General features: G+C 65.4%; 11 protein-coding genes. 8 read left to right on the forward strand and 3 right to left on the reverse strand.

Annotation, left to right across the window (positions count from 1 at the left end; all coding sequences use genetic code 11):
- Positions 1-26: 26 nt before the first annotated feature.
- Positions 27-1,697, reverse strand: coding sequence for an OPT/YSL family transporter (locus KFE19_07570; GenBank protein QUO39331.1), 1,671 nt, complete (start codon positions 1,695-1,697; stop codon positions 27-29).
- Between the two features lie 372 nt (positions 1,698-2,069).
- On the opposite strand from KFE19_07570, the gene KFE19_07575 reads away from it, so the two are divergent.
- The gene (locus KFE19_07575; protein QUO39332.1) at positions 2,070-3,155 is read left to right on the forward strand and encodes a DUF917 family protein; all 1,086 of its coding nucleotides are present in this window, start codon (positions 2,070-2,072) and stop codon (positions 3,153-3,155) included.
- A 67-nt stretch (positions 3,156-3,222) separates the two neighbouring features.
- On the opposite strand, the gene KFE19_07580 is transcribed toward KFE19_07575, so the two are convergent.
- A complete protein-coding gene (locus KFE19_07580) occupies positions 3,223-4,035 on the reverse strand; it encodes an IclR family transcriptional regulator (protein QUO39333.1) in 813 nt (270 codons plus the stop codon).
- Positions 4,036-4,344: 309 nt separating this feature from the next.
- Here KFE19_07580 and KFE19_07585 point away from each other — a divergent pair, with 309 nt between their 5' ends.
- From KFE19_07585 to KFE19_07605, 5 genes are read left to right on the forward strand one after another with little or no spacing between them, the layout of a single operon-like run.
- Positions 4,345-5,433 (forward strand): DUF917 family protein, encoded by a 1,089-nt coding sequence (locus tag KFE19_07585; GenBank protein ID QUO39334.1) that lies wholly within the window; start codon positions 4,345-4,347, stop codon positions 5,431-5,433.
- 23 nt (positions 5,434-5,456) lie between these two features.
- The gene (locus KFE19_07590) at positions 5,457-6,398 is read left to right on the forward strand and encodes an aminopeptidase (protein QUO39335.1); all 942 of its coding nucleotides are present in this window, start codon (positions 5,457-5,459) and stop codon (positions 6,396-6,398) included.
- Between the two features lie 35 nt (positions 6,399-6,433).
- Entirely contained in the window at positions 6,434-7,117 is a 684-nt protein-coding gene (locus KFE19_07595; GenBank protein QUO39336.1) for an aspartate/glutamate racemase family protein, read from the forward strand.
- A 38-nt stretch (positions 7,118-7,155) separates the two neighbouring features.
- Positions 7,156-8,094, forward strand: coding sequence for a DUF1177 domain-containing protein (locus KFE19_07600; GenBank protein ID QUO39337.1), 939 nt, complete (start codon positions 7,156-7,158; stop codon positions 8,092-8,094).
- A 59-nt stretch (positions 8,095-8,153) separates the two neighbouring features.
- Positions 8,154-8,831: an AroM family protein gene (locus tag KFE19_07605; GenBank protein ID QUO39338.1), complete on the forward strand. Its 678-nt coding sequence runs from the start codon at positions 8,154-8,156 to the stop codon at positions 8,829-8,831.
- A gap of 80 nt (positions 8,832-8,911) precedes the next feature.
- Here the strand turns inward: KFE19_07605 and KFE19_07610 are convergent, their stop codons facing one another.
- The gene (locus KFE19_07610; protein QUO39339.1) at positions 8,912-9,880 is read right to left on the reverse strand and encodes a D-2-hydroxyacid dehydrogenase; all 969 of its coding nucleotides are present in this window, start codon (positions 9,878-9,880) and stop codon (positions 8,912-8,914) included.
- A 130-nt stretch (positions 9,881-10,010) separates the two neighbouring features.
- Here KFE19_07610 and KFE19_07615 point away from each other — a divergent pair, with 130 nt between their 5' ends.
- Positions 10,011-11,153 (forward strand): helix-turn-helix domain-containing protein, encoded by a 1,143-nt coding sequence (locus tag KFE19_07615; GenBank protein ID QUO39340.1) that lies wholly within the window; start codon positions 10,011-10,013, stop codon positions 11,151-11,153.
- A 14-nt stretch (positions 11,154-11,167) separates the two neighbouring features.
- The gene (locus KFE19_07620; protein QUO39341.1) at positions 11,168-12,400 is read left to right on the forward strand and encodes a glycerate kinase; all 1,233 of its coding nucleotides are present in this window, start codon (positions 11,168-11,170) and stop codon (positions 12,398-12,400) included.
- Positions 12,401-12,474: the final 74 nt, after the last annotated feature.

A 12,474-nucleotide genomic window follows, 5' to 3' on the forward strand; every position in this document is an offset into this window, starting at 1 on the left:
GCAGTTTTTGACGCAGCCTGCGCAGATCAGTTGCGCTTGACCAGACCCAAAGTGGCAGTGAAGAAGCTGTACAGCGCGGAACCCGCCAGAGCACCGGCGCCCAGGATGGTCAGGGTGGCCTCGTTCTCGGGGTTGCGCTTGACGGCGATGTAGCGGATCAGCAGAGCCACCAGAATGGTGATGCCGTTGATGGTGCTGCCCACCAGCAAACCGGTGGCAAACAGAATGCCGATCTGCTTATGGCCGCCCAGCCACTGGATCACGGCGCCGGGCACGGCCCAGATCAGCAGCCACTTGGCCACTTCCATGCTGGTACCGGCCTCGATAGTGGACTTGTAGGTGTTGCTGACGGCCACGAACATGCCCTGATCGAAATACTTGTTGGCGAACAGCAGGGCCATGACGAAGGCCACGGCGAAGCCGAACAGCTCGGCATAGAACTGCTGCTGGCGGCCGACCTTCTCCAGCTCGGGGTCCTTGCCCTCGCCGCGGAGCATGTAGCCGCACTTGAGGTCATAGGCCATGTCGGAGAAGCAGGGGCCGGTGGCGGCGGTGTAGCCGGCCAGGATGCCCAGGGCCAGGGGCGGGAAGCCGATCAGCATGCCAACGATCAGGAAGATCAGAGCGGTGGCAAAGCCGGGGAACCAGCCGGAGTGCATGGCGGAGATGCCCACGATCAGCTCGGAAGCCAGGGCCGCGAAGGCGGCGAACAGGACCCACAGGATGAACATGGGGATGGACATGTCGGTCAGCAGTCCGCAGACCACGGCCAGGACCATGGCCACCACGGCGTAGGCGCCGAAGCCGATGCCCAGGGCGCCCTTCATGTTCTTCATGCTGGAGGTGAACTGACCGGCGGCGGAGGTGTTGCCGTCGCTCTTCTTCATCAGCATGATGCCGCACTGGATCAAGGAGACGATGCCGGCGCCCACCATGATGCCGTGGGGCAGGTAATTCAGGGAGATGTAATCGCTGTACACGAAATTCTCGCCGAAGATGCCGTCCACGAAGTTAAAGTTGAAGCCGAACAGGGCGAAGGAGAAAGCGTTGGTCTTGATGACACCGATGATGATGCTGCCGATGCCCAGCGCCATCATGGCCCAGAAGTTACCGAACCAGGAAACGCCCAGCAGGTCCATGGGGATGCCGGCGGCCTTGCCCACGGCGCCCATCAGCATACCGATGATGATGCCGAAGGCCTTCTTGCCCTTTTCAATGACGGCCAGCAGGGTTTCCGCGCAGGCCACGCCCGGAGGCCAGGCGCCCTCAGCCGGGAACATGGGCGTGTCGAAGCACTTGTAGAGGATAGAGGCGTCGATGATCGTGGCCAGGGTGCAGCCGATCAGCATGGGAACCATCAGCTCCGGATAGCCCATGACCACGGGGATGCCGATGGTCAGCAGCATGCAGTTGGCCACGGAGAAGGTGGCACCGGAGATGGAGGTCTGGATCAGGTTCTGCCGGTGGATGCTGCGGAACTTTTTGCACACGCTCAGGGGGATCCGGGAAAACACGATGGCAAACAGGGCGCCCACCAGGGAGGTGTTGGGAGTGGTGCCGGTGGCCACGATCAGCTCCATGCCGATGATCGCACCCAGAATGCACATCAGGGTAGCGAAGATCAGGGAAGCCGGCTCGTACCACTTGGGATGCTCTTTCGCGGTAATGTTGAGACCGCTCAGGTTTTTATCTTCCATTTTCTTCCTCCTCTTTCCTTCAGCTCCCATTGGCAAACCGGGTAAAAAATGAAAGCCGATCGATTCATGTATGCAGATTACATCATCATAAATATTTTGTCAATCCCTGGTTTTCCCGATTGACGTTGCCGGAGTTTTCAGTTAAAATCCTAACAATATCCTATGTAATCCCTGTTTTTTTCCTGAAATGAAAAAACTTTTTATATATTTTCCTGTTTTCCGATTATCGGAACAAGCATTTCCGCTCAGCGGTTTCGCTCCTCCGGATAGTTGGACAGCATGCAAGGGCGCATATTCTTCCATGCAAAATGCAGATTTCGAGAAAATGTCCGCCGGGTGCTCTGCTCCGGCGGCGGAGAGGGGAATTTGAGTATGATTCTGGAACGGTCCGATATCGCCCCCCTGTCCCTGGGGGCGCAGGTGCTGGGCGGCGGAGGCGGCGGCTCCGCCGAGCAGGGACTCCGGTCTGCCGCCGCGGCTCTGGAGATGGGCCCCGTGGAGCTGATCCCGGCGGAGGCCCTGCCGGAGGAGGCCCTGGTGGCCACGGTCTCCGGCGTGGGGGCTCCCTCCCGGGGCGGCACCATGTACACCAGCGCCCACTACCTCCGGGCCCTGGAACTGCTGGAGCAGCGTCTGGGGCAGGCCGTGGCGGCCTTCATCCCCTCCGAGATGGGCGGCAACGCGGCCTTCGGCCCCTTTCTGACGGCGGCGGCCCGGGGCCTGCCTCTGGTGGACGCGGCCTGCGACGGCCGGGCCCACCCCCTGGGAACCATGGGCTCCCTGGGTCTGACCCGAGAGCCGGCGTACCTATCCATACAGGCCGCCTGCGGCGGCAGCCGGGCCGACGGCACCTACACGGAACTGGCCTGTACCGGCTCCGTGGCCACCGCCGCCGGCCTGTGCCGTCAAGCGGCAGATCTGGCGGGCGGCCGGGTGGCTGTGGTCCGCAACCCCGTGACCGCCGGGTATCTGCTCCGGACCGGCGCCCTGGGCACCTACACCCAGGCCCTGGCCCTGGGCCGGGCCATGGAGGGGGCCGCTCCGGCGGACCGCCCGGAGGCCGCCATGGAGACGCTGGGAGGCCGGGTGGTGCTGCGGGGCCGGGTGACGGGGTACCGCCTGATCTCAGAGGGCGGTCTGGACCATGGCGAGGCCCTGGTGAGCAGCAGACAGGGCACCTGTCATCTGACCTTTTACAATGAGTACATGACCCTGGAGACAGAGGGGGAGCGGCTGGCCACCTTCCCGGACCTGATCGCCACCTTTGACGCCGTCACCGGCGCCGTGGTGACTACCGCCGCCCTGCGGGAGGGTATGGAGATCGCGGTGACTGCGGCGGACCGGCACCGCCTGCTGCTGGCGGACGGAGTTCGGGATGGCGCCCTGTACGGCCAGCTGGAGCGGATCGTGGACCGACCGCTGGTGCCCTACATCCGGGACATTCTTCTGGAGGCATGACCTGCGGAGCCCAAAAAGCGGACGGAGGCAGCAGCCTCCGTCCGCTCTTCTGTCATCCGGCCCCTCCTCATCGGGGCGGCAGCTCCTCTGCCATGGGGAACTCCATACATCGCTCCGGCGCACCCAGGGCCCGGTTGATCTGACGGGCCAGCTGGCGCAGCATCCGCAGCCGGTCCCGGAACACCTCCGGCGTCATCTCCGAGAGGTACCCGCCGATGCTCAGCCCCGCCACACAGATACCCCGGCTGTCGAACAGGGGCACCGACATGCCCCACACGTCCTTGGTGATGGCCTGCTCCGTGTAGTCGTAGCCCCGCTCCCGGATCCGCGCCAGCTCCCGGCGCAGGTCCTCCCGGGTCCGCTCGTCCATGAACAGGTCCTGTAAGTACGCCTCCTGCCGCTCCCTGTCCAGAAAGGCCAGCAGGATCCGGTGAGAGGCACCGGCGTGAAGGGGATAGCTGTGGCCCACGAAGGGGGTGTCGTTCTGGTCCTGGATGGAGCGGAACCGCTCCACCACCACGCTGCGCATATCCAGGCAGGCGGTCATGGTGACGGTGCAGCCGCTCTGGCGGAAGAACTCCCACATATAGCGGCTGGCCACCGCCCGGGCCTTGTGGGCCTGGAGGCCCCGGAGGCCCGCCGACACCAGGGCCGGACCCACCCGGTAGCTCTTGTCCTCATCCTGGATCAGAAAGCCGTGGGCCGTCAGGGTATACAGCAGCCGGTAAACCACGGTGCTGCTGAGCTCCATCCGCCGGGCCACGGCGGTGAGAGAGAGGCTCTCTCCCTCCAAAAACAGCTGCAATACCTCCAGGGTACGGCCGGCTGTCTGCAAATAGTTGGGGTCATCCTGATACTTGGCTCCGCCCGCTTTGTCCATGACGTTCCGCCTCCTTTCCCCGCCTGAAGGCGGTTTTTTTATGATTGCTGATATTATATCGTGTCCCGTCGGAAAAAGGAAGATACCTTTGCGCACAAACCGCGGCTTGACACCGCTACCCGCTTGTGATATCTATATAAATATACAGAAGAACCGCAGTGTATTTGTATATTATGTACGATTTCCGCCGGATTTTCTCGTTAATTATTCCGATTATCGGAAAATTGCCGCTGACAGTCGGAATGTCGGTGCCGGAGGGTCCGGTGCGGGCGGATACAGCGGTTCCCGAAAAGAAAGAAGAGGATCACGATGAAACAGGAAAAACGTCTGCTGGACCGCCAGACGGGCCGCTGGGCCATGCTGGGCGGCTGTCTGCTGGGCGGCGGCGGAGGCGGCTCCTTTGCCATGGGCCAAATGCTGCTGGAAAAGCTGGAGTCCATGCCGCCGCTGTACCTCACGCCTTTGGAGGAGATCGACCCGGAGGCCACCGTGCTCTCCGTGTCCCTGGTGGGCGCTCCCGCCGCCAAGGAGCAGTTCCTGACCCCCGAGGATATGATCCGCACGGTGGAGCTGTTCCAGCGCAACGCCGGCAGCGCGCCCCTGGCCGCCGTCATGACCAATGAGAACGGCTGGTGTGCCACGGTCAACGGCTGGGTGCAGGCGGCGGCTCTGGGACTGCCCCTGGTGGACGCCCAGTGCAACGGCCGGGCCCATCCCACCGGCGTCATGGGCAGCATGAACCTCCACCGGCTGCCCGGCTACGTCACCACCATGACCTGCGCCGGCGGCAATCCGGCCACGGGCCGGTATGTGGAGGGCGTGTTCCGGGGCACCATCGACGCCACTGCCCGGCTGGTCCGTGCCGCCTCCGTGGAGGCCGGCGGCGTGGTGGGCGTGGCCCGCAACCCGGTTACCGCCGCCTACGTCCGGGAAAACGGCGCCGTGGGCGGCATCTCCCAGGCCATCCAGCTGGGCCAGGTGTACGAGCAGGGCCTGGAAGTCTCTCCCCAGAAGGCCGTGGAGGCCGCGGCGGAGTTCCTGCACGGCCGGGTGCTGTGCAGGGGCGCCGTGGAGCACTACACCCTCCGGGGCGAGGGCGGCTTCGACGTGGGCACCGTCACCGTGGACGGCCACGAGCTGACCTTCTGGAACGAGTACATGACCCTGGACGCCCCCGACGGCAGCCGCGTGGCCACCTTCCCGGACCTCATCATGACCGTGGACGCCGCCACCGGCCGGCCCCTGCCCTCCTCCGACATCCGGGAGGGCCAGGAAGTCTTTGTGCTGACCACCCACAACCGCAACCTGAACCTGTCCCCCACCATGCACGACCGGGAGCTGCTGGCCCAGGCCGAGGAGATCATCCGCCGGCCCATGCTGGAGCCCCTGGGACTGTGAACGAGAAAGGAAGCTGACACAACATGGAACTCCGAGAGATCGCCAAGCGCATGATGGTCTCCTGCCTGAACGTCCGGGCGGGCGAGCAGGTGCTGATCATCACTGACGACAAAAAGCTCCCCATCGGCACCGCCCTCTACAACGCCGCCCAGGATCTGGGCGCCGAGGCCCTGCTGATGACCATGACCCCCCGGCAGGTCAGCGGCGAGGAGCCCCCCGCCGCCGTGGCCGCCGCCATGAAGGCCGCCGACGTGGTCATCGCCCCCATGGCTACCTCCATCACCCACACCCGGGCCAAGATCGAGGCCGCCAAGGCCGGCGCCCGGGTGGCCACCATGCCCAACATCACTGAGGATATGTTCAGCCAGGGCGCCATGACCGCCGACTACGACCAGGTCATGGACCTGACGCTGCGGGTGACGGAGCTGCTGACCAAGGCCGCCACCGCCCGGATCGAGAAGGACGGCTGCGTGCTGACCCTGGACCTGACCGGCCGCCCCGGCATCCCCAGCCCCGGTGTGTACCGGGAGAAGGGCCAGTCCGGCAACCTGCCCTCCGGCGAAGCCTACATCGCCCCCCTGGAGGACGGCTCCAACGGCGAGATGGTCATTGACGGGTCCATGGTGGGCCTGGGCAAGCTGGACGAGCCCCTGCGCGTGCGGGTGGAGGGCGGCAAGCTGAAGGAGATCACCGGCCCCGGCGCCGAGAAGCTGGGCGTCCTGCTGGCCAACGACCGCAACGCCACGCTGTGCGAGCTGGGCATCGGCACCAACCACGCCGCCCGGGTCACCGGCATCATCCTGGAGGACGAGAAGGCCTACCACACCGTCCACATCGCCTTCGGCACCAACATCGGCTTCCAGGGCACCAACAAGGCCGACTGCCACATAGACGGCGTGATCCTCAACCCCACGCTGTACCTCGACGACCAGCTGATCCTGAAGGACGGCGAGTTCGTCATCTGAGCGTCAACCACATCAAAAAATTGGGAGGCGAGCGCATGAATACATACAAAATCGGCGTGATCCGCGTGCTGACCACCGAGGACCCGGAGCTGCTGAACCTCCACGGCCGTCTGCTGGAGCAGTACTACCCCATGTTCCAGACCGTGTCCCGCTGCATCCCTGACCAGTGGGAGGGCATCCACGACGACGCCACCATGGCCGCCGGTGTGCCCAAGGTGGTTGCCATGGCCCGGCAGATGTACGAGGAGGGCTTCGACGCCATCATCGTCAGCTGCGCCGGGGATCCCGGCGTGGCCCAGGCCCGTGCGGAGGTCCCCATCCCCGTCATCGGCGGCGGGGAGAGCACCGCCACCCTGGCCCGGTTCTACGGCGGAAAGGTGGGCACCCTGGGCATCACCGCCGACATCCCCGAGGCCTATCCCCGGATCCTAGGCGACGCCCTGATCCCCGAGGCGGGCATCGGCGAGGGGGTCCGCTCCACCCTGGATCTCATGACCCCCGCCGGCCGGGAGGCCACCATGGCCGCCGCCCGGCACCAGCAGGAACTGGGAGCCCAGGTGCTGGCCCTGAGCTGCACCGGCATGGCCACCATCGGCATCGCTCCCTTCATCCGGGACGAGCTGGGCATCCCCGTGCTGGACCCGGTGCTGTGCGAGGGCGCCGTGACTCTGTTTGAACTTCTGCGGCGGGCCCAGCAGCCCGCCCCGGCGCAGAACTGACATTTGACATTACATATATTTCTAAGGAGGAAGTTTCTATGCTGATCAAACAACTCATCGAGGTCTACGACCTGCTGGACAGCAGCGTGGTCACCGGCGCCGACGTGGTGGCCTATCTCAAGGGCATCAATCCCGACGCCAACATCGAGACCTACCCGCTGGTAGGGCCCCGGGGCAAGACCGACATGGTGAAGGTCCGCATCCCCGGCACCGACGGCAAGACCAAGGGCGGCAAGGTGCCCACCATCGGCATCCTGGGCCGTCTGGGCGCCATCGGCGCCCGGCCTGAGATGATCGGCTACGTCTCCGACGGCGACGGCGCCCTGGCGGCCCTGACCGTGGCGGCCAAGCTGCTGGACATGCAGATGAAGGGCGATTTCCTGCCCGGCGACGTGTTCATCTCCACGCACATCAGCCCCTTCTCCCCCACCCAGCCCCATGATCCCGTGCCCTTCATGAACTCTCCCGTGGACACCTACCAGATCAACCAGGAGGAGGTCTCCCCGGAGCTGGACGCCATCTTCTCCGTGGACACCACCAAGGGCAACCGGGTCATCAACACCCGGGGCTTCGCCCTGTCCCAGCCGGTGAAGGAGGGCTGGATCCTGCGCCTGCCGGAGGCTCTGCTGGACATCATGCAGCGCACCACCGGCCGCCTGCCCTATGTGTTCCCCGTGAACATGCAGGACATCACCCCCTACGGCAACGACATCCACCACATCAACAGCATCATGCAGCCCTGCACCTGCACCTCCGCCCCGGTGATCGGCGTGGCCATTACCGCCGAGACCATGGTCCCCGGCTGCGGCACCGGCTGCAGCCACTACACCGATGTGGAGGAGGCCGCCCGCTTCATGCTGGAGGCCGCCAAGGCCTACGGCCGCGGCGAGTTCGCCTTCTACGACGAGGCGGAGTACGCCCGCATTCAGAAGCTCTATGGCTCCATGAAGCACCTGCAGACCCTGGGCAAGGAATGAGATCACGGCCCCCGGCGCACCCGCCGGGGGCCTTTCACAAAGAAAGGAGCGGACACGCAATGAAAATCGGCGCCATCACCATCGGCCAGGCCCCCCGGACCGACGTGACCAGCGACATCATGGACATCTTCAACGGAAAGGTGGAGCTCATGCAGCGGGGCGGCCTGGACGGCCTGACTGTGGAGCAGATCTCCGCCTTCCAGCCCCAGGAGGGGGACTACGTGCTGGTCTCCCGCCTGCTGGACGGCTCCTCCGTCACCTTCGCCGAGCGGTACATCCTGCCCCGGCTCCAGGAGGCCATCCACGAGCTGGAGGAGGCGGGCGCCCGGCTGATCGTCTTTTTCTGCACCGGCAAGTTCCCCGCCTCTCTGACCGCCAAGGTGCCCCTGATCTACCCCTGCGACATTCTGGACCGGGTGGTGCCCCTGCTGACCAAGACCTCCCACATCATCACCGTCACCCCCTCTCCCCTCCAGGTGGAGCAGTGCCAGGAGAAGTGGGGCCAGTACGTGGAGAAGGTCACCACCATCCCCGCCTCCCCCTACGGCCCCATGGCCGACCTGGAATCCGCCGCCCGGCAGGTCAAAGACCTGGACGGCGACCTGGTGGTGCTGGACTGCATCGGCTTCACCCAGGAGATGAAGGAGCTCTTCGCCCGGGAGAGCGGCAAGCTGGTGGTCCTGCCCCGGACCCTGCTGGCCCGCGTGGTCTCCGAGCTGACCGACGTGGCCCAGTGAGCCGCCTCTTCCCCACCTGATTCCATACAGCAAGATCCCCGGCCCGGAGGCAAAGCCTCCGGGCCGGGGATCGTTTCTCTTCAGTTTACCACATTATTGATAGGCGCGCCGGCCAGGTAGGCCTTCACATTGTCCACCGTACAGTCCATGATCCGCTGGCGGCTCTCCTTGGCCCCCCAGGACATATGGGGCGTGAGGATGCAGTTTTTGGCTTTCAGCAGGGGGTTGTCGCCCCGGATGGGCTCCGTGGACACCACGTCCAGACCGGCGGCGGCCACCTTGCCGCTGTTCAGGGCGTCTGCCAGGTCCTGCTCCACCACCATCTGTCCGCGGCTGTTGTTGATGATGATGACGCCATCCTTCATCTTGGCGATGTTCTCCTTGTTGATGATGCCGGTGTTGAAGGGGAACAGCGGCATCTGGAGGCCCAGCACGTCGGACCGGGCGAACAGCTCGTCCAGCGTCACATACTCCACACCCAGGGCATGGCCTGCCTCGGTCTCCCTGGCGTCATAGGCGATCACGTGCATGCCCAGGGCCTTGGCGACCTCCGCAGTGTGGATGCCGATGTTGCCGCAGCCCAGCAGGCCGTAGGTCTTGTCCGCCAGCTCGATCAGCGGATAGTCCCAGTAGCACCAGTCGGCGCAGTTCTCCCATTTTCCCTCATGGACCGTCCGGTCGTGGTGGCCGATGTGGTGGCAGACCTCCAGCAGCAGGGCGATGGCGAACTGGCTGACGGAGCGGGTGCCATACACCGGCACGTTGGACACGCTGATGCCCTTCTCCCGGGCATAGGCCACGTCCACCACATTGTAGCCGGTGGCCAGCATGGCCACGAACTTGATGCCCGGGCAGGCGTCAAAGGTCCGGCGGCTGATGGGCGTCTTGTTGGTGAGGACCACCTCGGCGTCACCGATCCGGGAGATGATCTCCGCCTCATCGGTGAGGCTGGTGCGGTCATAGACCGTCAGCTCCCCCAGCTTCTCCAGTTCGCCCCAGCTCAGGTCGCCGGGATTTTCCGTATATCCATCCAGAATCACGATCTTCATAGCGTTCCTCCTTATTCAATGCCGTCTGCGTGCTTGCCTTTTTCATTGTTTTCAGTATAATAAAGGTAAAATTGTATATTGTATAAAATTTTATCTTGTTTCTTGTATTCCGCACAAAGGAGGGGCTGGTATGTTTATCGCAGAGGAGACCGCCCGCGCCATCGTCAGCGAGATGAAGTCCGTCACCGGCCGGGACATCAACCTCATGAACGGCAGCGGCACCATTCTGGCCAGCACGGACTCCCATCGGGTGGGGCAGCGCCATGCCGGAGCAGAGCAGCTGCTTCGCACGGGGCAGGACAAGCTGGTGGTCCGCCAGGACGATTCCTCCGCCGGCACCCGCCGGGGCGTCAACCTGCCCATTCACATGGACGGGCAGACCGTGGGGGTCATCGGCATCACCGGTCCGCCGGAGCAGGTGGAGCCCCTGGGCAGCGTCATCAAGCGGATGACGGAGATCCTGCTGCGGGAGGCCCGCCGGCAGGAGCAGGAGACGCTGCTGGAGGGCGCCCGCCAGTGCTTCATCGAGACCTGGCTGTTCTCCGATCATGCAGACCAGGGCGACCTGGAACTGCGGGGCCGGCTGCTGGGGATCGACACCACCCAGGCCTGGACCGTGGTGATCCTGGAGGTGGACGCTCCAGAGGAGTCGGCAGGCACGCCGGAGGATCTGCGGGAGATGCGCAACGCCCGTTATCTCAAGCATATCCAGCCTTACCTCCGGGGAGAGGACGGCGCTTTGTGCGCCGTGGTGAACCAGCGGATCCTGCTGATGTACCACAGCCGGGGCCGTCACGCCCTGCTGGCAGCCCTGGACCGGCTGCGCAGCGAGCTGGAATCCGCCTTTTCCGCACGGATCTGCGGGGGCGTCAGCGCCCAGGGCCGCCGGGGCCTGGAGGTCCGCCGGGGCTATCAGGAGGCCAGGACCGCTTGCCTGGCCGCCCGGTCCGGCGGCGGTATCCTGTTCTATAACCAGGTGTCTCTGGAATTTCTGGCCCGCAGTATTCCCGCCGCCATCCGCAGGGACCTGTTCCGGCAGGTGTTCGGCAGCTGTCCGGAGCGGGAGCGGCAGGAGCTGCTGGAGACCGTCCGGCTGTATTTCCAATACGACGGCCAGGTAGACCGGATGGCCCAGGCCCTGTACGTCCACAAAAACACCTGCCACTACCGCCTGCAAAAACTGAAGGAAAAAACCGGATACAGCGTGCACAATCCTCGTGAGAGCGTGCTGCTGTGTCTTTGCAGCCTGTTTGCCGGGCTGGAGGAATCCTGAGAGGAGGCAATCCCATGTCTGTTCACTCTGACGCCCAGACCGTCATCCGCGCCGCTCTTGCCGCCTGCCGGCCTGACGCGGCGGTGCGCCGCGCCCTGGAGGGCCGGGAATTCCCCGCCGGGGGCGTGTACTTGGTGGCCATCGGCAAGGCCGCCTGGCAGATGGCCGCCTGCGCCGCCGAGGTGCTGGGTCCGAAGCTGCGCGCCGGCGTGGTGGTCACCAAGTACGGCCACAGCATGGGCCCCATTCCCCGCTGCGCCGTCTGGGAGGGCGGCCATCCGGTGCCCGACGCCAACTCCTTCCGGGGCACGCAGGCGGCCATGGATCTGGTGCGGGACCTGGGACCGGAGGACCAGGTGGTGTTTCTGGTCTCCGGCGGCGGCTCCGCCCTGTTCGAGAGCCCCCTGGTGCCGGAGGCAGAGCTGGCGGAGATCACCCGGGCCCTGCTGGCCGGCGGCGCGGACATCGTGGAGATGAACACCGTCCGCAAGCGGCTCTCCGCCGTCAAGGGCGGCCGGTTCGCCCAGCTGTGCGCCCCGGCGAAGGTGTTCGCCGTGGTACTGTCGGACATTCTGGGGGATCCCCTGGATATGATCGCCTCCGGTCCCGCCTGCCCGGACAGCTCCACCTGCGCCCAGGCCCTGGCGGTGGCGGAGAAGTACCGCCTGCCCCTGTCTCCCCATGCGGCGGAGCTGCTGGCCCGGGAGACGCCCAAATCCCTCTCCAATGTGGAAACCGCCATCACCGGCAGCGTCCGGGAGCTGTGCGCCGCGGTGGCAAAGGTCTGCCGGGAGCTGGGCTATGAGCCGCTGGTTCTGACAGACCGGCTTTGCTGCGAGGCCCGGGAGGCCGGGTCCTTCCTGGCCTCCATCGCCCGGAGTCACGACGGTACGGAGCGGTCCCTGGCCTTCCTGGCCGGGGGTGAGACGGTGGTCCACCTGACTGGGGACGGCCTGGGCGGCCGCAATCAGGAGCTGGCCCTGGCGGCGGCCCCGGGCATCGCGGGAATGGCGGACACGGTGCTCTTCTCCCTGGGCTCCGACGGCACCGACGGCCCCACTGACGCCGCCGGCGGCCTGGTGGACGGCGGCACCCTGGACCGTCTCACTGCCGCGGGCCTCACCGTCCACGACGTGCTGCGCCGCAACGACGCCTACCACGCTCTGGAGGCGGTGGGCGGCCTGCTGCGCACCGGCCCCACCGGCACCAACGTCAACGACGTGGCGGTGGTCCTTCTGCGGCGCTGAACGGCGCTTGCAACCCCCTCCGGCTGTGCCGGAGGGGGTTTTCGTCCCCGGGAATTGACAGCGGCCAGCCGCTC

The organism is Dysosmobacter sp. Marseille-Q4140 (assembly GCA_018228705.1).
Classification (GTDB): domain Bacteria; phylum Bacillota; class Clostridia; order Oscillospirales; family Oscillospiraceae; genus Oscillibacter.